Annotated in this window: 20 protein-coding genes; 5 read left to right on the forward strand and 15 right to left on the reverse strand. The window is 69.8% G+C overall.

Features of this window, described 5'->3' with window-relative positions; translation table 11 throughout:
- Positions 1–2: 2 nt before the first annotated feature.
- Entirely contained in the window at positions 3–1,769 is a 1,767-nt protein-coding gene (locus H1Q64_RS07470; protein WP_237903012.1) for an ABC transporter permease, read from the reverse strand.
- 269 nt (positions 1,770–2,038) lie between these two features.
- Between H1Q64_RS07470 and H1Q64_RS07475 the strand changes: the two genes are divergently transcribed.
- Positions 2,039–2,509, forward strand: a complete 471-nt coding sequence (locus H1Q64_RS07475; RefSeq protein WP_237903013.1) for a ferritin-like domain-containing protein — start codon at positions 2,039–2,041, stop codon at positions 2,507–2,509.
- A gap of 58 nt (positions 2,510–2,567) precedes the next feature.
- Here the strand turns inward: H1Q64_RS07475 and H1Q64_RS07480 are convergent, their stop codons facing one another.
- From H1Q64_RS07480 to H1Q64_RS07495, 4 genes are all read right to left on the reverse strand, one after another.
- Positions 2,568–2,780 (reverse strand): hypothetical protein, encoded by a 213-nt coding sequence (locus H1Q64_RS07480; protein ID WP_014241290.1) that lies wholly within the window; start codon positions 2,778–2,780, stop codon positions 2,568–2,570.
- 93 nt (positions 2,781–2,873) lie between these two features.
- On the reverse strand, positions 2,874–4,133 hold the full coding sequence (locus tag H1Q64_RS07485; protein ID WP_237903014.1) for a PP2C family protein-serine/threonine phosphatase: 1,260 nt from the start codon (positions 4,131–4,133) through the stop codon (positions 2,874–2,876).
- Positions 4,134–4,152: 19 nt separating this feature from the next.
- Positions 4,153–4,470 carry an STAS domain-containing protein gene (locus tag H1Q64_RS07490; RefSeq protein WP_236778167.1) on the reverse strand — a complete coding sequence of 106 codons (318 nt, stop codon included), beginning with the start codon at positions 4,468–4,470 and terminating at the stop codon, positions 4,153–4,155.
- A gap of 161 nt (positions 4,471–4,631) precedes the next feature.
- Entirely contained in the window at positions 4,632–5,618 is a 987-nt protein-coding gene (locus H1Q64_RS07495; RefSeq protein WP_237903015.1) for a hypothetical protein, read from the reverse strand.
- 240 nt (positions 5,619–5,858) lie between these two features.
- On the opposite strand from H1Q64_RS07495, the gene H1Q64_RS07500 reads away from it, so the two are divergent.
- Complete coding sequence (locus H1Q64_RS07500) at positions 5,859–6,275, forward strand: HRDC domain-containing protein (RefSeq protein ID WP_237903016.1); 417 nt, start codon at positions 5,859–5,861, stop codon at positions 6,273–6,275.
- Positions 6,276–6,638: 363 nt separating this feature from the next.
- Here the strand turns inward: H1Q64_RS07500 and H1Q64_RS07505 are convergent, their stop codons facing one another.
- The 3 genes from H1Q64_RS07505 to H1Q64_RS07515 form a co-directional block, all read right to left on the reverse strand.
- Positions 6,639–7,067, reverse strand: a complete 429-nt coding sequence (locus tag H1Q64_RS07505) for an NfeD family protein (protein ID WP_014241283.1) — start codon at positions 7,065–7,067, stop codon at positions 6,639–6,641.
- A 31-nt stretch (positions 7,068–7,098) separates the two neighbouring features.
- Positions 7,099–8,181 (reverse strand): SPFH domain-containing protein, encoded by a 1,083-nt coding sequence (locus H1Q64_RS07510; RefSeq protein ID WP_237903017.1) that lies wholly within the window; start codon positions 8,179–8,181, stop codon positions 7,099–7,101.
- Between the two features lie 84 nt (positions 8,182–8,265).
- Complete coding sequence (locus H1Q64_RS07515; RefSeq protein WP_237903018.1) at positions 8,266–9,378, reverse strand: AI-2E family transporter; 1,113 nt, start codon at positions 9,376–9,378, stop codon at positions 8,266–8,268.
- 127 nt (positions 9,379–9,505) lie between these two features.
- On the opposite strand from H1Q64_RS07515, the gene H1Q64_RS07520 reads away from it, so the two are divergent.
- Positions 9,506–10,039, forward strand: a complete 534-nt coding sequence (locus H1Q64_RS07520) for a CreA family protein (protein ID WP_237903019.1) — start codon at positions 9,506–9,508, stop codon at positions 10,037–10,039.
- Between the two features lie 306 nt (positions 10,040–10,345).
- Here the strand turns inward: H1Q64_RS07520 and H1Q64_RS07525 are convergent, their stop codons facing one another.
- On the reverse strand, positions 10,346–11,407 hold the full coding sequence (locus H1Q64_RS07525; protein ID WP_237903020.1) for an AbrB family transcriptional regulator: 1,062 nt from the start codon (positions 11,405–11,407) through the stop codon (positions 10,346–10,348).
- 19 nt (positions 11,408–11,426) lie between these two features.
- Positions 11,427–12,377 (reverse strand): succinylglutamate desuccinylase/aspartoacylase domain-containing protein, encoded by a 951-nt coding sequence (locus H1Q64_RS07530; RefSeq protein WP_237903021.1) that lies wholly within the window; start codon positions 12,375–12,377, stop codon positions 11,427–11,429.
- Between the two features lie 268 nt (positions 12,378–12,645).
- Between H1Q64_RS07530 and H1Q64_RS07535 the strand changes: the two genes are divergently transcribed.
- On the forward strand, positions 12,646–13,512 hold the full coding sequence (locus H1Q64_RS07535; RefSeq protein WP_237903022.1) for an N-formylglutamate amidohydrolase: 867 nt from the start codon (positions 12,646–12,648) through the stop codon (positions 13,510–13,512).
- A gap of 29 nt (positions 13,513–13,541) precedes the next feature.
- Here H1Q64_RS07535 and H1Q64_RS07540 read toward each other — a convergent pair whose 3' ends face one another.
- The 3 genes from H1Q64_RS07540 to H1Q64_RS07550 form a co-directional block, all read right to left on the reverse strand.
- Complete coding sequence (locus H1Q64_RS07540) at positions 13,542–14,396, reverse strand: NAD kinase (protein ID WP_237903023.1); 855 nt, start codon at positions 14,394–14,396, stop codon at positions 13,542–13,544.
- Positions 14,397–14,639: 243 nt separating this feature from the next.
- Positions 14,640–15,665 (reverse strand): GTP 3',8-cyclase MoaA, encoded by a 1,026-nt coding sequence (gene moaA / locus H1Q64_RS07545; protein ID WP_014241273.1) that lies wholly within the window; start codon positions 15,663–15,665, stop codon positions 14,640–14,642.
- 207 nt (positions 15,666–15,872) lie between these two features.
- Complete coding sequence (locus H1Q64_RS07550; protein WP_237903024.1) at positions 15,873–17,942, reverse strand: 4Fe-4S binding protein; 2,070 nt, start codon at positions 17,940–17,942, stop codon at positions 15,873–15,875.
- 157 nt (positions 17,943–18,099) lie between these two features.
- Here H1Q64_RS07550 and H1Q64_RS07555 point away from each other — a divergent pair, with 157 nt between their 5' ends.
- A complete protein-coding gene (locus H1Q64_RS07555; protein ID WP_237903025.1) occupies positions 18,100–18,663 on the forward strand; it encodes a GNAT family N-acetyltransferase in 564 nt (187 codons plus the stop codon).
- On the opposite strand, the gene H1Q64_RS07560 is transcribed toward H1Q64_RS07555, so the two are convergent.
- Positions 18,660–20,558 carry a response regulator gene (locus H1Q64_RS07560; RefSeq protein WP_237903026.1) on the reverse strand — a complete coding sequence of 633 codons (1,899 nt, stop codon included), beginning with the start codon at positions 20,556–20,558 and terminating at the stop codon, positions 18,660–18,662. The two genes, H1Q64_RS07555 and H1Q64_RS07560, sit on opposite strands and share 4 nt — an antisense overlap.
- Before the next feature lie 111 nt (positions 20,559–20,669).
- The gene (locus H1Q64_RS07565) at positions 20,670–21,152 is read right to left on the reverse strand and encodes an MmcB family DNA repair protein (RefSeq protein WP_237903027.1); all 483 of its coding nucleotides are present in this window, start codon (positions 21,150–21,152) and stop codon (positions 20,670–20,672) included.
- Between the last annotated feature and the right edge of the window lie 49 nt (positions 21,153–21,201).

Here is a 21,201-nt window from a genome sequence, read left to right on the forward strand (position 1 = left end):
CGTCAGGCAAGGCGCAGGCGGCGTTCGGCGTAGCCGTAGAGCGGACGCCAGAGCAGCCGGTTGAGCAGGATGACGAACAGGGACATCACGGCGATGCCGAGCACGATGCGCGGGTAGTCTCCGGCGGCGGTCGCCTTGGCGATGTAGCTGCCCAGCCCGTGGGCGGTGACCTCGGCGTTGCCCCAGCGTACCGCCTCGGCGACGATGCTGGCGTTCCACGAGCCGCCCGCCGCGGTCACCGCACCGGTCAGGTAGTAGGGGAAGACGCCGGGCAGCATGACGTCGCGCCACCACTGCCAGCCGCGGATGCGGAAGCTGGAGGCCGCCTCCTTGAGGTCGCTGGGGAAGGCGGACGTCCCGGCGACGACGTTGAACAGGATGTACCACTGCGTGCCCAGGATCATCAGCGGGCTGAGCCAGACATCCGGGTTCAGGTCGAAGCGCAGGATGGTGACCACGGCGACCGGGAACAGCAGGTTGGCCGGGAATGCCGCCAGGAACTGGGCCAGCGGCTGGACCTTTTCGGCGAGCCGCGGGCGCAGCCCGATCAGCACGCCGAGCGGCACCCAGACGAGCGAGGCGATGGCGATCAGCACCACGACGCGCAGCAGCGTCGCCGTCCCGAACAGCAGCACGGTCCCGACGTCGCCCCAGCCGGCGCCGCCGGCGATGAACCGCACCAGGGGCCAGCCCAGGGCGAGCGCCGCCGCGGCGATGACCGCGTACCACAGCCGGTCGAGCCAGCGTTCGAGCGCGGGGGAGGGCGGGTCGGCGAACCGGCGCGTCAGGGCCGGGGGCAGGGCGGCGGCGAGGGAGGAAAGCGGCGACAGGCGCAGCCACGCCGCCCGGCCGAGCAGGGCCTCGACCGGCGCCAGCAGCGAGCGGCAGACGCGGGTGCGCTGGAACAGCCGCAGCACCCAGGACTGCGGCGTTTCCTGCGCGCCGGTCTGCTCGAAACGGAACTTGTCGGCCCAGGCGACCAGCGGGCGGAACAGGAACTGGTCATAGAGCAGGATGACCGCCAGCATCGCCAGCACCGCCCAGCCGACGGCGCCGAGATCCTTCTGCGCGATCGCCTCGGCCAGATAGGAGCCGATGCCGGGCAGCGTGACGGTCCGGTCGCCGACGGTGATCGCCTCCGACGCGACGACGAAGAACCAACCGCCGGACATCCACATCATCATGTTCCAGACCAGCCCCGGCATGGCGAAGGGCGCCCCCAGCCGCCAGAAGCGCTGCCAGCCGGAGAAGCGGAAGCTGGTCGCCGCCTCGTCAAGGTCGCGAGGCACCGACCGCAGCGACTGGTAGACGCTGAAGGTCATGTTCCAGGCCTGGCTGGTGAAGATGGCGAAGATCGCCGCGCACTCGGCGCCCAGCACGCTGCCGGGGAACAGCGACAGGAAAAAGACCACGGTGAAGGAGATGTAGCCGAGCACCGGCACCGACTGGAGCACGTCCAGAACCGGGATCAGCACCATGCCGGCCCGCCGGCTCTTGGCCGCCAATGTGGCGTAGATGAAGGTGAACAGCAGCGAGGCCGCCATCGCCGCCAGCATGCGCAGCGTCGAGCGCAGCGCGTAGTCCGGCAGGCTCCAGGGGTCGAGCGAGACGGCCGGCGCATCGAGGCTCGCCAGCGGTGCGGCCATCTGGTGACCGCCGACGGCGGCCAGGGCGAGCATACCGACGACCAGCGGCAGGGCCACGAGGTCCCAGCGGTTGGGCATGGCGGCCGCCGTCTTCACGGAAACGCTTGTCTGGGTCCAGACCATGGCCCCTCCATCCTGCGGCCGGATCGGAGTCCGGTCGCCTTCGGCATGCGCAATCGGCGTGTGCGGGCACCCGGAGCCGTGCGGCGTCGGATTGGCGTCAAGGGTGGGGGAGGGCGGTCAGCAGGCGCGCCTCCGGACGCAGATCATCGAAGGCGTGTCAAAGTGTCGCAGACACCCGCAACCGGCCAGCGATCCGAGAACCTTTCGCAACAAGGCGTTATGGTTCAAATAACCACAATCCATTTGTGACTTAACGATCTCGGGACCCTATGGCCAACATTCACGACCCTGCCCTGTTCCTCGCCCACGCCTGCGCGCTGGAGGAGGACGCCGCCAACCGTTTCGCCGACCTGTCGGAGGCCATGAAGACCTACGGCAATGCGGACGTCGCGGCCTTCTTCGCCAAGATGGCCGAGTTCTCGCGCCTGCATCTGGCGGACGCCCGCAAGCGCTCTGCCTTCCGCGATGTGCCGGCGCTCGCCCCGGAAGACTTCCAGTGGCCGGACGAGGAGAGCCCGGAAGCGGCCTCCATGGAAGGCTCGCACTATCTGATGACGGTGGATTACGCGCTGGAACTGGCGCTCGACAGCGAAAAGCGCGGGCACGCCTTCTACGCCGACGTGGCGGCCTCCACCACGGACCCGGAGGTCCGCATGATGGCCGAGGAGTTCGCCTCGGAAGAGGCGGAGCATGTGGCGGAGTTGGAGCGCTGGATCGAGCGCTTCCCCAAGAAGGGGTAAAGGCCGTTTCCCGCGGTTTCCGCCCTTGCGGGAACCGCGGGAAGGGCGAACGAGCGCCTTACTTGGACAGGTCGGCGTAGTCGTACTCGTACTTCTTGTCCGCCGGCTTGAAGGTCTTGAAGGCGGCGATGACGTCGTCCACCGACACGCCCGCCGGCACGTTGAGAATCTCGTACACGACCGAGCTGCCGCTGGTCGGGCCAACGTCGGCGTTGCGGTGAGCCTGGGAAATCAGGCCCTCGCCGGCCTTCTTGATCATGATCGAAGCCATATCCGTTCCGTCTCCTGTTACACGTCGCCCGACGCAGCAATATCCATAACTCGAATAAGGATATGGGGCCAATGGATAAATTGCTGCGGCGCGTCAGCGGCGGGTGATCCAGAGCGCGGTCACGTCGTCGTTCAAATGTTCGCCATGAAGTGCGGCGTGGCGGGCCATAAGGGCGGGCAGGGGGCGCTCGGGGGCGTCCGCCGCCGCCCGCTCGGCCAGACGGAGCAGGCCGTCCTCGCCCAGCATGGCGCCCTCGGCGTCCCGGGCTTCGCTCAGCCCGTCGGAATAGAGGAACAGGCTGTCGCCGCGCCGCAGCGGCACGCGCTGGTTCGTGTAGGCCGAATCCGGGAAGGCGCCGAGGAGCGGGCCGGAGGCGTCCAGCGGCTGGATGCCGAAGTTGGTCATCAGGAGGGGGCTGGGCGATGCGGCGGCGGTGTAGAGCAGCGTGTCGTCGGCCCGGTCGATCACCCCGTAGAAGGCGGTGGCGAACTGGCCCAGCGGCAGGATCTCGCACAGCCGACCGTTCAATTGGCGCAACAGGCGGGCGGGATCGCGCAAATCCTCCGGCGGGGTGCGGGTCAGCAGCGTATGCAGGCGGAAGGCGTTGATCGCCGCGGCGATGCCGTGGCCCGACAGGTCGGCGGCGAAGACCCCGACGCGGGTCCTGTCGAACGCGAAGGCCGTCCAGAAATCGCCGCCGATCTCGTCCGACGCGCGGAAGACCGAATCCACCGCCAGCCCGTTCCGCTCGGCGAGGGCGGCCAGCTCCGCCGCCTCCGGGACCAGGGCGAGCTGCATCGCGCGGGCCTGCCGCAGGTCGCGCTCCACCCGCTCGTGGAAGGCGCGCAGCTCCTGCACCATCGACCGGCGCTCCAGGTGATAGCGCACGCGGGCGATGCATTCGCCGGGGTTGATCGGCTTGGCGATCAGGTCGGTCGCCCCGGCGCTGAAGCAGACCGTCCTCATCTGGTCGGAGTGCAGCGCGCTCTGCATGAGGATCGGCAGGTCGCGCCAGCGCGGGTCGCCGCGCAGGCTGCGGCAGACGCCGATGCCGTCCATCCGCAGCATGGCCGCGTCGAGCAGCAGCAGGTCGGGGGCGAAGCTCTCCAACCGCTCCATCACCTCCTCCGCGGAGGAGGCGAAGGCGACCTGGGTGATGCCGGCCCATTGCAGGAAGCGGGACAACGTCCGGCGGTTGAAGGCGCTGTCGTCGGCGATCAGTACCCGGCAGCCGCCGAGCGGGATGCCCAGTTCCATCCCGTAGACCGACGCACCGGCGCCGGGGCGGGCGGGGCGCGGCGGAGCGGCGGCATCCGTGCCGGGCGGCACCGTCATGGCGCGGGCGTGCCCCATCGCGTCCGTTCCCGCCGCGTCAGTCGGCGATGTTGAACATGGTGTGGAACTTGGCGATCGTGATCAGGCGCCGCACCTCGTCGCGGGCGCCGCGGATCGCGAAGTCCAGGTTGCGCCGCTGCGCGGTGTCGCGGGCGATGATGAACATGCCGAGGCCGGAGGAATCGACGAAGTCGAGCCGCGACAGGTCGAAGACCACCCGGTGCCCCGCCGGGCGCTCGAAGGTGGCGATCACGTCGCGGAAGGTGTCGTGGTCGGCAAAGGTCATGCGCCCGCTCAGCACGATCTCGGTGCTGGCCGGGGCCTCGCGGACGGAGAAATCCATGGCGGCGCTCATCTGTGGTTCACCCGTGGCCGAAGAGAGGCGCAATCCCCCGCCGGTCGGGCCAGTGGGTCTGGGTCCGGCGGGGATGCGGGCGCATTCTAGGTCGCCGGGAATTGCACTTTGATGACGCTGCCGTGTCGGCACCGGGTCATCAGGCGGGGATGGGCCAACTTTTACTGCAGCGCGGCCTCTTCCACCCTTGGATGCGACAGGCGTTCGGCGATCCCGCCGGCTAGCCATGCCGAATAGGCATCGCGGCCCTCCGGCCCGAGCATGCCGTTGCGGCAGAAGGCCGACGCCTTGGCCGGCCTGGGAAGCGCCGAGTCGGGGAAACGCCAGAGCGGCAGGTCGGCCTGCCCGCTCAGCCGGGCGAGCGCCGCCGGGCGGTAGCCGTTGCCCGCGCCGTACAGCTTTTCCTCCAACGCCGCCGGGCGGGGCGGAAGCAGCAGGGCGATCCCGACGCCGGCGGCGCGCGCCTGATCGGCGAAACGACGCACCCGCTCGAAGGCGGGCGAGTCGTCGTTCATGCGGACAGCGTCGTCGCGGGTCTCGATCCAACGGTCGGCGGCGGCGGCGGTCCAGCCCTGCGGGCCGACGGCGTGGCACGGCTTGGCGTATTGCAGGGTGCTCTGGTCGGGCAGGTAGGAGCGGCCGAGCATCGCCACCTCGGTCAGGTGGGAGCCGTAGCGGCGCATACCGGCAAAGTCGCTGCGCTCGGCGAACAGCAGGTCCACGTCCAGCAGGACCAGCGCCGGCTTCAGTTTCAGCACGTCGCCCAGCAGCGGTTCGAAGTCCTCGATCCGGGCGTGGTCATGGACGATGCGCAGGAAATGCAGGCTTTCCACCCCGTGCTTCGCCGCCAGCGCGGCCATGCCGGGTTCATCCAGGGTGGCGTGGCGCAGCGCCGAATCACCCAGCGCCACCACCACGACGGGGGACAGGTCCCGCGCCGCCCGCTCCGCCGTCGCGGCGATGCGGTTGCTGTTGTACCAAGCGAAGGGCCGGTCATGGAGGCTGTAACCGGTCCAGAAGGCCCCCGCCGTCCCGGCCGCGAACAGGGCGGGGATCACCGCCAGAAGGGTGATCCACAACCGCCGCGGCTTCGCTTGCGGCCCGCTCCTTTCCTTCCGGTGCTTTTGCGGTTCAACAGGCCCGGTCATGGTCCCTCTGCTCCTCCCAGCGGTGCGCCCGGCGATGCGCCCGGCGATGCGCCCAAGCGATGCGCCCAAGCGATGCGCGGTGTCCTATGACTCAAACACTCCGGGAGGGAGCAGGGTCCCGTGTGCCGCCATGTTTTCCTATGACGAAGGGGGCATCCGTCCGGACCGTGCCGGAGTAGCCGGATACGGGCGCTTTCGTGTAGTCTTGCGCGAAAGACGAGGCACGCATCGAGGCACAGGATGAGCACCGAAATCCGCACCTTCACGATCCCCGACGCGAGCGCGGACGAGGCCCAGGGGCAACTCTCCTCCTTCCTGCGCACGGTCGAGGTGCAGCGCATCGACACGGCCTACGCCGACGGCGGCTGGCGTGTTCTCGTCCTTTACAAGGATCTGAAGCGCAAGGAGGAATCCCTCCAGATCGAAGCCGCGATCAACGCCGCCCTCAACGGTTGGCGGGATCGCGCGGCGGCCCGTGAAGGGCTGTCGCGCGACGCCGTGCTGTCGGACGAGCTGGTGCCGGAAATCGCCCGTTTTGCCCCTACGACGGAGCGCGAACTGTCCATCATCGTCGGCGCCCGCGACCTCGGCGTGGGCCACTTCGGCGGCGAGATCGTGCAGGTCGTCCGCGCGACCCTGGACGAACTGATCGACTGACACATCCACTCTCCGGAACGGTATAGGCTGAAGGGCCGGGCGTCCCTGGCCGCTGTGCCGAAAGAGAAGTCAGACCCGCCGTAAGCCCGATTCCAGACGCTTCCACGCTGTGCCAGCATACCCTCGTAATTTGTGGCAATGCAGCATGGCGAGGCCATGGACGGGACTTCCGAATCGAGAGGCGACGTTCCCGATTACCGCGCCATGGCGCGGGAGCTGGAAGCGTTCAGCCGTCAGGCGGCGGAGCGCGCGGCGGCCACCGGCGACGGCAGCATGGACGCCCTGGCACAAAGGCTGGAACGCCACGCCGAACAGATCCGGCACGATCTGGCCGAAGCCCCGACGCGCCGTTTCGGCTGGCGCCTAGGCCTTCTCCACCTTCAGCAGAGTGCCCTCGGCACCGACGATGCGGACGCGGGTTCCGGCGGGGAGGTCGGGTCCCTCGACGGTCCAGAGCCCGTCGCCGATCTGCGCCCGGCCCCGCCCGTTGACGATGGGTCCGTCCAGCGTGTGCAGCGTCCCGATGTATTGCGCCGTCCGGCGGTTCAGATGCGGCGTGTGCGTCGTATGCGCTGACCCGCGGGACAGGAAGCGGGTTCCTACCAGCGCGGCGATGGCGAGCAGGGCGAACAGCAGCCCCTGATGCTCCCACGGCAGCGACGGCCAGACCAGAAGCACGAAGCCGACCAGCGCGGCGGCCCCGCCCAACCACAGGAACGCCGCCCCCGGCGCCACCGTTTCCAGTGCCCCCAGCAGCACGGCCAGAACCCACCAGTGCCAGAATTCGATCATCGCGGGTCCGCCTTCGGGGTTTCGCCCAATCTTACGACTCCGGCGGCATCGGCGCATCGCGCCTGTTCGGCTCGTCCTGATTCCGGTCGTCGCGATTCCGGTCGTCGCGATTCCGTTCATCGCGATTCCAGGGGCTGCGCGGTGCCGGCGGCGGGGCGGCGGCCGTTCCGGAGGGCGCAGGTTGGTTCGGCGGGCGGTTCGGGAAGGCTTCGCGGGCGATCTCCGCGATGCCGCCGATGGCGCCGATCACGTTGGCGGCCTCCAGCGGCATGAACAGCACCTTCTGGTTGGGGGCGGCGGCCACCGCCGTCAGAGCATCGACATAGCGCTGGGCGACGAAATAGTTGATGGCCTGGGCGCTGCCCCCGGCGATGGCGTCGGAGACCAGCCGAGTGGCCTCGGCCTCCGCCTGGGCGGAACGCTCGCGCGCCTCGGCGTCGCGGAAGGCGGCCTCGCGCCGGCCCTCGGCCTGGAGGATGGCGGCCTGCTTGGCGCCCTCCGCCCGCAGGATGGCTGCCTGGCGCTGGCCTTCCGCTTCCAGGATGGAGGCGCGGCGGTCGCGCTCCGCCTTCATCTGGCGGGCCATGCTGTCCACGAGGTCGCGCGGCGGCTGGATGTCGCGAATCTCGATGCGCGTCACCTTGACGCCCCAGGGGCTGGTCGCCTCGTCCACCACGCCGAGCAGGCGGGCGTTGATCTGGTCGCGCTGGGACAGCAGTTCGTCGAGGTCCATCGAGCCCATGACCGTACGGGTGTTGGTCATGGTCAGGTTCAGGATCGCCAGCTCCAGGTTGTTGACTTCGTAGGAAGCCTTGGCGGCGTCGATCACCTGGAAGAAGACCACGCCGTCCGCCGTGACCATGGCGTTGTCGCGGGTGATGACCTCCTGCGAGGGCACGTCGAGCACCGTCTCCATCATGCTCTGCTTGCGCCCGATGCGGTCGATCAGCGGTAGAATCAGATGCAGGCCGGGCTGGAGCGTGCGGGTATAGCGGCCGAACCGCTCCACCGTCCATTCCTGACCCTGCGCCACGGTTCGCACCCCCAGCAGAACCAGCGCCAGCGCGAAGATCAGGAGCGCGATGACGAAGAGCGTCAGGCCACTGAGCACCATCACCCCACCTCCCATCCGGTCGTTTCCTCCCTCGGACCATGCCACGGCGGGGCCGCCCCGGCCAGAGCTACGGCGGCCGGAGCGTCAGCCCAGCAGGGCGCCGATCGGCTTCAGCGGCTCGTGCGCGTCGAACAGGATCTTCAGGATCGCCAGGATCGGCACCGCCAGCAGCGCGCCGGGAATGCCCCACATCCAGCCCCAGAACAGGATGGACACGAACACCGCGATGGGATTGAGCGCCAGCCGCCGACCGACGATCATCGGGGTCAGGAAGTTGCCCTCCATCATGGTCAGCGCCACGAAGGTCAGCGGCGGCCCGAAGATGTTCAGGCTCCCGTCGAAGCTGAGCGCCGACACCAGGAATAGAACCGCCGTCATCACCGCCGGCCCGATGAAGGGGACGTAGTTGATGAGTCCGGCGAGCGTTCCCCACAGCGCCGCGTTGGGCACCCCCCACAGCCACATCGCCAGCGTCGTCGCGAGTCCGAGCCCGATGTTGATGACCGTGATGGTCGCCAGATAGGCGGCAATGTTCTGCTGCACCGTGGCGGCGACCATGGCGTAATGCACGCGGTCGTCCACGTCGCGCATCGTGCCGATCAGCGCCTCCAGGCTCTGCCGGCCGCGGGCCAGGAAGAAATAGAGCAGCACCTGGAGGATCACCACGTTGGCGATCACCGCCTCCGCCTGATGCAGCACCTGCTCGGCCAGCGACGGGCCGCGCACCACCACCTCCCGTGCCGCACCGTTGCGGTCGGAGGCCATCTGCTCGATCTGGCGGGAGGCCTCCCGGGCGCGATCGATCCCCTCGCGGATGTCGCCCAGCTTGAACTCCAGCTCGTGGACCACGCGGGGCATGCGGTTGACCCATTCGGTGGCCGGGGTCGCCAGCGTGAAGATGGCCCCCAGCCCGGCGCCGAACACCGTGATCACCACCACCGCCGCGCCCAGCGCCTCCGGCAGGCCGAGCCGGTAGAGGCCGCGCACGCATGGCCGCAGCAGAAGGCTGAGAATCAGCGCCAGCATGATCGGCAGCAGCACGTCGCGCCCGAAATACAGCGTGAACAGCAGCGCGATGACGAACAGCCCCACCACCGCCACCCGCGCGGGGTCGCGGGGATTCCGGGCCGGCGGCAGGGGCTCGGTCACCGGCTCCGGCGGCGGGGTCAGGGGCGGATCGATCGTGCGGTCACTCATCGGGGGCAGGCACTCCGGGAGTAGCGGGCCGGGGGGCGCTTGACGGCGCCGGACCCCCGCCCGATTTAGGGGTATTCCAGGACCGCGCCCACGCGGCCCCGCTTCGCGATGACCGGAGTTCCACGAGATGCGCAGCCCGTTCCTTTCGATAAACATCCGCCGCGGCCTGATGGTTCTGGCGCTATCCGTGCTGCCACCGATGGCCGCCTCCACCGCTGCTTTGGCCGAGGACCTCGTCGTCGGGCGCTTCTCCAACGACTGGACCGGCAACGGGCTTCAGGTGCAGGCGGTCGAGGACCCGAAGGTGAAGGGCATCACCTGCCATCTGGTGGATTTCGACCGCAGCGTGCTCGACCGGCTGACCAAGGGGAACTGGTTCGAGGACCCGTCCAACGCCTCCATCGCCTGTCGGCGCACCGGGCCGCTGGTGATCGGCGACATCGAACTGTCGCAGAAGGGCGAGGAGGTCTTCTCCGAGCGAAAGAGCCTGATCTTCAAGTCCATCGCCATCCGCCGCATCTACGACCGGGTGAACGACACGCTGATCTACGTCGTCTACAGCCGGCAGGTGAAGGATGCCTCGGCGAAGATGTCCATCTCCAGCGTGCCGCTGATCGATACGAACCCCCAGTGGGAAAAGGGTAAACCTGCCGTGAAATGATCGGATGGCTTGCAATCGGGCGGGCGCGGCGCCATCATCAGGCTTGGGAGGCAGGGGCCCTAATCCCCCGCCTCCCGGCCCGATCACTGCCGGTTCAGAAGATCAAGGATTGCCTTGACGATCTGAAGCAGCAGGATCAGGAGACCGAGGATTTCCTTCATCCTCCGAGCCTCCTTGTTGAGCGGCGGGGTGATGGCCACCCATCACCCGTCCGCGCCTCCACCTCGCACGGGGTGCGGGATTGGCGCAATGGAAACTCCACACATGCGTGTGCGGCGGATTGGCCGGCTGGCCCGGGGCAATTCGTCAGATCTTGCCGCGGCGGGACCGCCACTTGCGCCACAGCAGGTAGACACCGGGCGCCAGCGTCACGATCAGGATGATTCGCACCATGTGGTGGATGGCGACCAGCGCCACGTCGATGTTCAGCGCCAGCGCGACCAGCGTCATCTCCGCCAGCCCGCCCGGCGCGAAGGCAAGGATCAGCGCGGCCAGCCCCAGCCCCGTCGCCTCGTCCACCATCCAGGCCGCCGCCATGGTGACCAGCAGCATCAGCCCGGTGAGCCCCAGCGCGGTCATCCCGTCGCGCCCGATGCGGCGGATGTTCAGCCCGGTGAAGCGGCAGCCCAGCGACGCTCCGATCACCACCTGGGCGGCGGCGACCAGCACGCCCGGCGGCTTGCCCTCGGTCAGCCCGGCGAGGTGGATCGCGGCGGACAGCAGCATCGGCCCGACGATCTGGGCGGCGGGGATGCGCAGCAGCTTCGCCAGGGGGTAGCCCAGCGCGCAGGCGGACAGCAGCGCCACGTCCAGCGGGGCGAGCGACAGCAGGGGCGGGCCGAGCGCGCCGCGCTGCGCCGGGTCGTACAGCCCCAGCGCCTGGAAGGCGAAGGGGATGACCAGCACCACCAGCATCACCCGCAGCGCGTGGGACAGCGCCATGGTCCGGCTGTCGCCGCCCATCTGGGTGCCGACCATCACCATCTCGTTCAGCCCGCCGGGGGTGGCGGTGAAGAAGGAGGTGGGCGGGTCCAGCCGGGCCGCGCGGCGCAGGTACTGCACGCCCAGCGTGGTTGCCAGCACGAGGTAGACGGCCAGCGCGCTCAGCGACAGGCTCCATTCGCCGAGCCGTCCCAGGATGTCCGGGGTGAATCCGCTGCCCAGCATCACGCCGAGGATCATGATCATGGCGTTGCGCAGCGGCTTCGGCACATGCAGCGCGACACCGGCCATGGCGGCGACCGTGGTGGCGGTCATGGCGCCGATCATCCAGGCCAGCGGCAAGTGGAAATAGCTGAACAGCGCGCCTCCCGCCGTCCCCAGCGCGAGGGCGAGCGCGAAGGGCCGGAGTCCCGGTCCGATGGTCATGCCGCTCGTTGTGTCCGGTTCAAGGAACGATCCGTCCCAGCCGGACGGCGGTCTGTCCGGATTTGGGTCGCCGCGCCGGCATGATCAGCACGCAGTCGTCGTAAGGCGTCACGATCGGGCGGTTGCCGTCATGGCCCAGGACCGTTCCGGCGCGGGGAACGATTTCCATCCCCACATAGGGCTGGTCGAAGAAGAATTCGTCGGTTTCCGCGGTCACCGCCTCGGTCACCTCGACGGTGCGTTGCGGATCGGGGTGGCGGCGGATGTGGCGGTCGGCCAGAGACGGGTCGATCATCTCCTGGGCGAGCAGGAAGCGCATGGCGCTTTCCAGGGCGACCAGCGCCGTCTCATTCCGCCAGTGCTGGCCGCATTCGACTAGGATGGCGGTGCGCCGCCCGTCCGCTTCGGCGAAATCCGCGTAGTCGATCACGCGCCGCCCCGCCGCGTGCCCCTCGTCCGCGACGATCCAGGCCGGGTGGCCGAGCCGACGGGCCAACGCGCGGGCGCGGTCCGTCCGTCCGCACAGCGTCAGGGGCGGGGTGTCCGCCGTCATGGAATGCAGATCGAGGATGACGTCCGCGGCGTCGAACACCGGGCGGAGTTGCCGGGCGCGGCGCAGTTCCGTGCTGTCGCGCGGTCCGTCCAGAACCTCCAGCGACCAAACGCGGTTCATGTCCTCGTCCACGAAGCGGGAGGCGTAGGGGCGCTCGGCATCGAAGCTCTGATAGGCGGCGGTGTTGGCGAAGACCAGAGTCAGCCGCCCGCGGGTGGGCCGCAAGCCCATCCGGAACAGCCGGTCCATCGCCACCGCGCCGCTGATCTCGTTGCCGTGAATCAGCGAGACAATGACGGCATGTTGGCCGGGGCGTCCGGACTCCAGCGTCGTGACATGGTCGATGCCGGTGTTTCCACGACGGTAAGGGCCGATGTCAGGCGGCGTCAATTCGATTGGTGGCAGGGATTCGGTCAAGCGGATCTCGCCTTTGCGGGTCTGGCCGGTGCCGGGCGCTTTCGCTGAACGGTCAGTATGACGGAGAGTCCGGCGGTGCGCCAGTCCCGCCATGTCCACGCGTCCATCATGTCCTTTGCCTTACCGGCGCCTTACCGATGTATGACGGTTTTTGGTCGACGGGCACCCGGCCATCGTCTATACCCGAATCCATCCGCCGCAGCGCCCTGCTATGCCATCCGGGCAGGCACCCTGGCGCGTTGGAGCCGTTGGTACACCGGGGTCAGCCATGAGTTTCGTGATCGAGGACGTGCTCGTCCGCAACGATCCGATCGTCCCGCGCCTGCCGGTGTTCTTCGATTCACCGCACAGCGGCACCGTCTACCCGCGCGACTTCGCCTTCGTCTGCCCGCTGTCGACCTTGCGGCAGGCCGAGGACACCCATGTGGACGAGCTGTTCGCCCACGCACCGGAGCATGGCGCGACGCTGCTCTGCGCCCTGTTCCCGCGCACCTACATCGACGCGAACCGGGCCATCGACGACATCGACCCGGCGCTTCTCGACGGGCGCTGGCCGGAACCGCTGCGCCCGACGGAGAAGAGCGCCGCCGGCATGGGGCTGATCCGCACGCTGTGCCGTCCGGGGATGCCGCTCTACGACGGGCGGCTGTCGGTGGCCGAGGTGGCGGAGCGCATCGACCGCTACTACCGGCCCTATCATTTCCAGGTCGCCGGCGTGATGGACGATCTGGCCGACCGGTTCGGCGCCGTCTGGCATGTCGACTGCCATTCCATGCCCTCCGCGGTCGGGCCGGGGGCGGCGCACAAGCTTGGCATGGATTTCGTGCTGGGCGACCGCGACGGCACCAGCTGCGAGCCGGGCTTCACCGCCCTAGTCGAGCAGGTTCTGAGCGGGCTCGGCTACAAGGTCACGCGGAACCATCCCTTCAAGGGGGTCGAGCTGGTGTCCCGCCATTCCAACCCGGCGCGGGGCCGCCATTCCCTTCAGCTCGAAATCAACCGCCGGCTCTACATGAACGAGGAAACGCTGGAGCGGAACGAGGGCTTCGCCCGGCTCCAGGCCGACCTGACCACCTTGACCCGCCGCATCTGCGCCCATGCGCAGGCCAGCACCGCGCGCCGCGCCGCCGAGTAACGGCCGGGCAAGGAAGCGGCGCCGGGGCGTTACGGCGAAAACTGCTCCTTCAGAATCCGCTCCTCGAAATTCAGCTCCGGGTCGAACAGCAGGGTCAGCGCGACGTCGCGCGCTTCTTCCACATCGACGCGGATGACCTCGCGTACCTCGGTCGAATCGGCCACAGCGCTGACCGGGCGCTTGACCTCTTCCAGGATGTCCACGGTGATCTTGGAGCTGTGCGGCAGCAGCGCGCCGCGCCAGCGCCGCGGCCGGAAAGAGCTGATGGGAGTCAGCGCCAGCACCCCGGCGCCCAGCGGGATGATCGGGCCGTGGGCCGACAGGTTGTAGGCGGTGCTGCCGGCGGGGGTGGCGACCAGCACGCCGTCGCAGATCAGCTCCGGCAGGCGGACGACGCCGTCCACGGTGATGCGCAGCTTCGAGGCCTGCCGCGTCTCGCGCAGCATCGAGACCTCGTTGATGCCCAGCGCTTCGATCTGCTCGCCGTTGCAGCGGGTGGCCTTCATGCGCAGGGGGTGCAGCGTGACGCTCTGGGCGCTGGCCAGCCGCTCGGCCAACTCGTCCTCGCGGAAGACGTTCAGCAGGAAGCCGACCGATCCCCGGTTCATGCCGTAGACCGGCGGCGGGTTCTGCCCGTCGCGCTTCAGCGCGCGGTGCAGCGTCTCCAGCAGGAAACCGTCGCCGCCCAGCGCCACGATGACGTCGGCGTCCTCCAGCGGCGCGTTGCCGTAGCGGTGGACCAGCCGGGTGCGCGCCCGCATCGCCTCTTCCGTGTTCGCCGCGCAGAAGGCGATGCGGAGATCGGCGGGCTTGCGGGCCGAGGAATCGGGCGCCAGCGGGTCCAGGGTCGGATCGGCGGGCAGCTTTGCGGCGGTTTCGGTCATGTCCAGAGGACCATAGCGCAGAGTGCCCGGTTGCAGAAGGCCGCTTCGGTCGAAGGGTGGCGCGGTTGCACTTCATATCCCTCTCCCGCCCCGGGAGAGGGAGGGGACCCGTGCGAAGCACGGGAAGGGTGCGGGTACCGCCAGGAAGAAAGCCCTGTTTCTCGCACGACCCTCACCCGCCCGCTTCGCGGGCACCCTCTCCCGGGGCGGGAGAGGGATTGGAGGCAGCGCCGGAGTGGCCCATCATCCGCCGGTCACACTCATGTGGCGGGGCACCGCCGGGCCTTGGTGGCGGCGGTCGATGATGAAGTCGTGGCCCTTGGGCTTGCGGGCGATGGCGTCGCGCACCGCCTGGACCAGCAGCCCGTCGTCGTCGCTGAGGCGCAGCGGGGTGCGCAGGTCGGCGGCGTCCTCTTGGCCCAGGCACATGTAGAGGGTGCCGGTGCAGGTCAGCCGCACGCGGTTGCAGCTTTCGCAGAAATTGTGGGTCAGCGGCGTGATGAAGCCGATGCGCCCGCCGGTCTCGGCCACCCGCACATAGCGGGCCGGGCCGCCGGTGCGGTAGTCGATCTCGTCCAGCGTCCAGCGCTTGGCCAACTCCGCCCGCACGAGGCTGAGCGGCAGATACTGGTCAAGCCGCGCCTCGTCGCCGATCTCGCCCATCGGCATGACCTCGATGAAGGTCAGGTCGAAGCCCTGCTCGCCGCACCAGCCGACCAGCCGGTGGAACTCGTCGTCGTTCACGCCCTTCAGCGCGACCGTGTTGATCTTGACCTGGAGCCCCGCCTCCTTGGCGGCCTGGAGCCCGCCGAGCACCTTGTCCAGCCGGCCCCAGCGGGTGATCGCCTGGAACTTATGGGGGTCGAGCGTGTCCAGCGACACGTTGATCCGGCGCACCCCGGCCTCCACCAGATCGCCGGCATACTTGAACAGCATGGTGCCGTTGGTGGTCAGCGTCAGCTCGTCCAGGTCGCCGGCCTTCACATGGCGGCCCAGGCTGTGGATCAGCTCATGGATGCCCTTGCGGACCAGTGGCTCGCCGCCGGTCAGGCGCAGCTTGCGGGTGCCCAGCTTGACGAAGGCGGAGCAGACGCGGTCGATCTCCTCCAGCGTCAGCACCTCCGCCTTGGGCAGGAAGCTCATGTCCTCCGCCATGCAGTAGACGCAGCGGAGGTCGCAACGGTCGGTGACGGACACGCGCAGATAGCTGACGGTCCGCCCGAAAGGATCGACGAGCGGGGCGGCGGCGGTCGGCGGAACGGTCGTCATCGTCAGGCTTCTCCCCAAGGGGGTGCGTGTCATGCAGTCCGGGCGGCGATTATGACCCCGAACCCGATCCTGATATATAGGTCCGAGTTGCGGATTTTTCGCCACCTGGAATTTCAGGCGCAGCAGACCACGAAGCGCGGAGCCAGGACTTGACGGGGATCAAATCCCGGCGCCGCGCGCGTGATCCCCGTCATCCAGCGACCGCGCTCAGTGGACGCTGCCGCCGTCCGGACCGCCGTCCTTGCCGTTTTGGGCCAGCTCCCGCTCGCGCAGATAGTCCTCGGTCGTGCGCGGCGCGCGCGGGGCGCCCAGCGCGAAGGGCGAGTCGCCCCGCTCGAACTGGTCCACGACGCGACAGTCGCCGCACATGCGCATGCGGTCGGCGGCCTCCGGCGTGGCGAACATGGCGTGCCGTCCGGCCAGCACCGCGACGATCTTGTCGATCGAGGACTTGGTGGCGAAGGGCTTGCCGCACTTGACGCAGCAGAAGGGCTCCTCCTCCTTCAGCACCTTGGCGCCGCGGGCGCTGTCGCGGAAATCGATCTCCGGAACCAGTGCGATGACCTTCTCCGGACAGGTGGTCTTGCACAGGCCGCACTGCACGCAGGCGTCCTGCGAGAAGGACAGCATCGGCTTGTCGGCGTTGTCGAGCAGCGCCCCGGTCGGGCAGGCGCCGACGCAGGACAGGCAGAGCGTGCAGCCCTCCGTCATCACCTGCACCCGCCCGAAGGGGGCGCCCGGCGGCAGCGGCAGGACCTCGATCGGTTCCGGAGCGACCTTGTGCAGGTGGCGCAGCGCCAGCATGGTGACGGTGCGCTTGCCGCCCATCGGCAGGAAGGTGCCGGGGGCGGGAGCGCCCTCGCGCGGCAGGCTCCACAGCTCCGCGGCCACCGCGTCGGGGTCCTGCGCGTCGATGATCGACACCCGGCCCGAGCCGTAGCCGAGCCCGGCCATCGCCGTCTCGGCCAGACCGATCTGGCTGGCCAGCCCCGCCGTCTCGCCGGCGTTGCCCGGCCCGACCAGAACGCGCACACGCGCGGCACCATAGGCCAGCGCCGCCGCGAACACGTCGAAGCCGAGCTGCGTCACCTCGTTCACCGCGAAGGGCAGCACGCGGGCCGGCAGGCCGCGCCCGTAGCGCGCGATCAGCGAGATCATCTCGTCGCCGTGCCGCGGGTCGTGGACGAGCAGCAACGGCTCCGTCCCGCCGGCCTTGGCGTAGGAGGAGAGCAGCGTGCGCAGCCGCTCGTAGACCGTCTGGAGCGGCGGCAGGGCGTAGGTGCTGGCCCCCGTCGGGCAGACCGAGGCGCAGGAGCCGCAGCCGGCGCAGATGTGCGGGTCGATCGCCACATGGTCGCCGTTCGGCGTGATGGCGCCGGTCGGGCAGACCTCCAGGCAGCGGGTGCAGCCGGTCTTGCGGCTGCGCGAGTGGGCGCAGAGGTCGGCCTTGAAGTCGATGTAGCGCGGCTTCTCGAACTCGCCGACCAGATCGGCGGCCTCGAACACCGCCTTGGCGACGGCGGCGGGGCTGTCCGGGTCGGGGCGCAGATAGCCGTCGCGCTTGCCGTGCGCCGGGAACAGCGGCGCGCCGCCGGTCAGGTCCACGATGACGTCGCAGCGCGAGGCGGCGCCGTGCCGCGGCGTCTCGAAGCCGAGGACGGCGCGCGAGGCCGGGATGGCCGGGGCGTAGTCGTCGACCACGATCTCGAAGTTGCCGAGCCAGCCCTTGACGGCGCGGATGGTGCCCTTGAAGACCGGCACGTCCATGACGCGCGGCGGGGCGACGTCCTTCGGGGCCTTCAGCAGAACGGTGACGTCCAGGCTGCCGGACAGCTGACGGGCCACTTCGATGGCGCGCTCGTCGATGCCGTAGACCAGCGCGGTGCCTTCCGAGGCCAGGGTGATCGTGCCGGTCGGCGGGATGTCCATGGCCGCCTCGGCCAGCAGCGCGGCGATCTTCGGCCCGGCCAGAGCGCCCTCGTCCGACCAGCCGGCGCGCTCACGGATGTTGGTGAAGGCCAAGGAGGCGTCAGGATTGTCCTGGGCCGCGATCTCCGCGAACAGCGGGGCCTCCTGGGTGCAGGCGACGAGCAGCGGAGCGCCCTCCGCCACGCGCGCCTCGAACCGGTCGAGCTGGGTGCGGCAGAGCTGTGTGGCGACGGACAAATCGCCCTCTGCCCCCGCCGCGGCCCCGCAGGCCCTGGCCAACGCCTTGCCGTCGAGCGCCATGCTGTGGGCGCAATCGCAGACGAGCACCGTCCGGCCGTTGATCTTCATCGCTTCCAACCCCTTGCCCTGAAAAGACCTGCCCTAAAGCCCTGTTGCGCACCGCGCGTTCCAGTTCTGTACATATCGGCTGGGTGGCACGGTTGCGACAGCAAAATGCGTGCGGCAGGATGGACGTCCCCCCTTCACCCGTCGGACTCGTCCCGCCATGACCAGCATCCCCACCGTCCGCGACGCCCGCATCGAGGACCTCCCCGCGTTCCAGCGGATCTATGAGCACCATGTCCTTCATGGCGTCGGCACCTTCGAGGAGGAGCCACCCGACGTGGCGGAGCTGGAAGGGCGCTTCCGCGCCATCACCGGCGCCGGCCTGCCCTGGCTGGTCGCCGAGCGCGACGGCGTGGTCCTGGGGTACGCCTATGGCAGTGCCTACCACGTCCGCTCCGCCTACCGCTTCACCATCCAGGACTCCGTCTACATCGCCGAGGAGGCGCGCGGCCAGGGCCTCGGGCGCCTGCTGCTCCAGGCGCTGATCGACCGTTGCGTGGAGCAGGGCTACCGCCAGATGGTGGCACTGGTCGGCGGGTCGGAGAACGCCGGGTCCGTCGGGCTGCACGCTGCGCTGGGCTTCCGCACCTGCGGTGTGGTCGAGTCCGTGGGGCTGAAGTTCGGTCGCTGGCTGGACGTGGTCATGATGCAGAAGGACCTGGGGGCGGGGCGGTCGGACATTCCGCAAGGCGCGGGGCCGAGCCAGCCGGTGGCGGTGCGTTAGCCGCCGCTCCACCGGTCCAGCGCGGCGAGCGCCGGAGGAACCGCGGCGTCCAACGCACGGCACAGGGCGTCGGGATCGCCCTCGCCGGTTTCCAGCGCGACTTCGAGCGACCGTGCCGCGCTGCGCAGCGCCATGCAGCCGTAAATGCCGGCCACCCCTGCGATCTTGTGGGCCATGGCCCCGACGGTCGCCCGGTCCCCGGCGTTCCAGGCCTGCTCCAGGGCGGCGTGATAGCCGCGCAGCGTGACGAGGGTGTTAGTCACCAGGGTGGCGACCCGCTCCGCCGGCAGATGCTCGCGCATCTGGCGGATGGCGTCCTCATCGAACACGGGAAGGCCGGGTTCGCCGCCCGGCGGAGGGAGCATGCCCGCCAGCGCGGATGCGACGCCGGCGCCGGAGGACCGGTGGTCCAGGATGGCGTCCAGCGCGGACAGGCGCAGCGGCTTTTCCAGAACGGCGTCGGCCCCCGCCACTCGGCAACGCTCCGCCGCGCCGGGCTCGGCGGAGGCGGTCAGTGCCACGATGCGCAGCCCCGCCGCCGCGCTTCCGGCGCCATGGGGCAGGGCACGGATGCGGCGGGTCGCCTCGATCCCGTCCATGTCCGGCATCTGCACGTCCATCAGGACGAGGTCGTAGCGATCCCGCTCCACCGCCGCCAGGGCGGCCCGGCCGTCGCCCACCACCGTCACCTCGTGACCGGCGCGGCGGAGCAGCGCGGCCGCGGCCTGCTGGCTGACCGGCTCGTCCTCCGCCAGCAGGACGCGCAGCGAAGGCCCTTCGTTCGTCGCGCCGGTCCGCTCCGTCCTGTCCGGATCGGGCGGCGCGGTGCGCTGGGCGCGGCTCTGCGCGATGCCCAGGCCGACCGCGAAGACCGCCAACCCTGTGAGCAGCCCGACCCCGGCGGGGGCGGCGGCGGACAATTCGGCCCCTGACCGCGGGGTGTTCGGTGCGGCCAGCCCATCCCGCAGGGCCTGCGCACCGCGGCCGGCCCGGTGGGCGAGGTCGCTGGCGGTGCCGCGCAGCAGCGTGGCGATCCCCGCCGCCTTGGCGGTCAGCCCCTCCTGCTCCTGCCGCAGATCGAAGACGTTCTGCTCGTCCATTCCCAGCGCGACGAGCTGGCGCGCGGCGTCGGCGCGGCGGGGGCTGGCGGCGTCGATCGGCAGATCGTTCAGGGCGTCGAACAGCGCCGCCGTGGCCTTGCGGAATTCGGCCCGCGCCGAGGTGGCCGAGGCCGGCGCCGTCCCGGCGGCGAGCAGCCGGAGAGCCACCGCCTGCCGTGAGCCCTCGATCCGGCGCATGGTTTCGTCGCCCGGTGACGGCGTGCGCAGGGTGGCGAGCGCCTCCGCCAGCGACTCGCTGCGGTCCGCCACCTGTTCGGTGAGGTCCTGAAGGCTGCGCTGAGCGGCCAGACGGCGCTCCACCGTGGCGTTCAGCTCGTCCGCTTCCGCGCGGATGGCCAAAGCGGCGAAGCGCAGGTCCGCGCCCCAATCCCGCGGCAGGCTCTCCAGTGTGGCGGCGAGCCGGTGCGTCTTCTGGCGCAACGCGTTGTGAGCGGTCAGCCGGCGCTGGGCGGTGCCCGCCGCTTCCAGCTCGGCCGCGTCGGCGGACAGCCCGGTGGCCAACTCAGCGATGCGCATGAGGTCGAGCGCCTCATCCAGGCTCCGGGCGGCTTGGCCGCGGGCACGGGCGTCCGTCTCGGCCAAGGCGAGCCATGTGGAGCCGCCGGCGCCGGCACCGGTCAGCAGCGCGGCCAGGGCCAGCGCACCGACCCAGGGTGCACCGACCCAGGGTGCGCGGAGCCGTGGAGCTCCAGCCCTGGGAGCGCTCAGCCGCGGAGTCCGGCGCTCACGGCGCGTCTCCGCCGTGGTGGATGGGCTGGCATCCTGTGCGTGCATGTCCGCCCGACGGTTCCCGTTCCTGGCGGAGCTTACACCGGCTTGGCAAGGGTTTGCCATGGGACTTCGGTCATGCCCGACAATCACGCGTTGGAGAGTCAAGGGGGGCGATCACACCGGCGAGGTGGCCTGGGTCCAGGACGGGTCCTCGATCCGGTGCAGGCGCCCGGCCCCGGTCAGCGCGGCGCGCAGGGTCAGCGCCTTGCGCCGCGCCGGAGCCAGCCGGTGTTCCGGCGCCTGGCGCAGGATTTCGGCGCCGTAGGCGTCGGCCACCATCAGGCCGCAGTCGTCGGGAATCAGCTCCGGCGGAAAGGCGTCATCCACGGCGAAGTAGAAGGCGTCGCACCAATCCCGGTACTCCGGCCATTTCTGGTCGGAGCGGAAGTCGGCCACGCAGCTTTTCACCTCGACGATGACGACGGTGCCGGCGCCGTCCATCGCCAGGACATCGGCGCGGCGCCCGCTGGCCAACCGGAACTCCGCCATGCTGACGAAGCCGCGCGCGGCCAGCGCCCGGCGCACCCCACGGAAGATCGGGACGGCGCCGCCCGCCGGGAGCGGCGGCTCGTCGCCCTGCAAGAGGATATCAGCCATTTGAAACGGAACAGTTCGGGAACGACAAGGCACCATGACCCGGCTTCGC

It is taken from the genome of Azospirillum brasilense, assembly GCF_022023855.1.
In the GTDB taxonomy this organism is placed as follows: Bacteria; Pseudomonadota; Alphaproteobacteria; order Azospirillales; family Azospirillaceae; genus Azospirillum; species Azospirillum brasilense_F.

Excerpts from the sequence above, each read along its gene's own strand:
- H1Q64_RS07535 (WP_237903022.1), top strand. The coding sequence starts at position 12,646 with ATGAGTTTCGTGATCGAGGACGTGCTCGTCCGCAACGATCCGATCGTC.
- H1Q64_RS07485 (WP_237903014.1), bottom strand. The coding sequence starts at position 4,133 with ATGGGGCACGCCCGCGCCATGACGGTGCCGCCCGGCACGGATGCCGCC.
- H1Q64_RS07500 (WP_237903016.1), top strand. The coding sequence starts at position 5,859 with ATGAGCACCGAAATCCGCACCTTCACGATCCCCGACGCGAGCGCGGAC.
- H1Q64_RS07480 (WP_014241290.1), bottom strand. The coding sequence starts at position 2,780 with ATGGCTTCGATCATGATCAAGAAGGCCGGCGAGGGCCTGATTTCCCAG.
- H1Q64_RS07565 (WP_237903027.1), bottom strand. The coding sequence starts at position 21,152 with ATGGCTGATATCCTCTTGCAGGGCGACGAGCCGCCGCTCCCGGCGGGC.
- H1Q64_RS07525 (WP_237903020.1), bottom strand. The coding sequence starts at position 11,407 with ATGACCATCGGACCGGGACTCCGGCCCTTCGCGCTCGCCCTCGCGCTG.
- H1Q64_RS07475 (WP_237903013.1), top strand. The coding sequence starts at position 2,039 with ATGGCCAACATTCACGACCCTGCCCTGTTCCTCGCCCACGCCTGCGCG.
- H1Q64_RS07555 (WP_237903025.1), top strand. The coding sequence starts at position 18,100 with ATGACCAGCATCCCCACCGTCCGCGACGCCCGCATCGAGGACCTCCCC.
- H1Q64_RS07515 (WP_237903018.1), bottom strand. The coding sequence starts at position 9,378 with ATGAGTGACCGCACGATCGATCCGCCCCTGACCCCGCCGCCGGAGCCG.
- H1Q64_RS07550 (WP_237903024.1), bottom strand. The coding sequence starts at position 17,942 with ATGAAGATCAACGGCCGGACGGTGCTCGTCTGCGATTGCGCCCACAGC.
- moaA (WP_014241273.1), bottom strand. The coding sequence starts at position 15,665 with ATGACGACCGTTCCGCCGACCGCCGCCGCCCCGCTCGTCGATCCTTTC.
- H1Q64_RS07560 (WP_237903026.1), bottom strand. The coding sequence starts at position 20,558 with ATGCACGCACAGGATGCCAGCCCATCCACCACGGCGGAGACGCGCCGT.
- H1Q64_RS07470 (WP_237903012.1), bottom strand. The coding sequence starts at position 1,769 with ATGGTCTGGACCCAGACAAGCGTTTCCGTGAAGACGGCGGCCGCCATG.
- H1Q64_RS07520 (WP_237903019.1), top strand. The coding sequence starts at position 9,506 with ATGCGCAGCCCGTTCCTTTCGATAAACATCCGCCGCGGCCTGATGGTT.
- H1Q64_RS07505 (WP_014241283.1), bottom strand. The coding sequence starts at position 7,067 with ATGATCGAATTCTGGCACTGGTGGGTTCTGGCCGTGCTGCTGGGGGCA.
- H1Q64_RS07495 (WP_237903015.1), bottom strand. The coding sequence starts at position 5,618 with ATGACCGGGCCTGTTGAACCGCAAAAGCACCGGAAGGAAAGGAGCGGG.
- H1Q64_RS07540 (WP_237903023.1), bottom strand. The coding sequence starts at position 14,396 with ATGACCGAAACCGCCGCAAAGCTGCCCGCCGATCCGACCCTGGACCCG.
- H1Q64_RS07490 (WP_236778167.1), bottom strand. The coding sequence starts at position 4,470 with ATGAGCGCCGCCATGGATTTCTCCGTCCGCGAGGCCCCGGCCAGCACC.
- H1Q64_RS07510 (WP_237903017.1), bottom strand. The coding sequence starts at position 8,181 with ATGGTGCTCAGTGGCCTGACGCTCTTCGTCATCGCGCTCCTGATCTTC.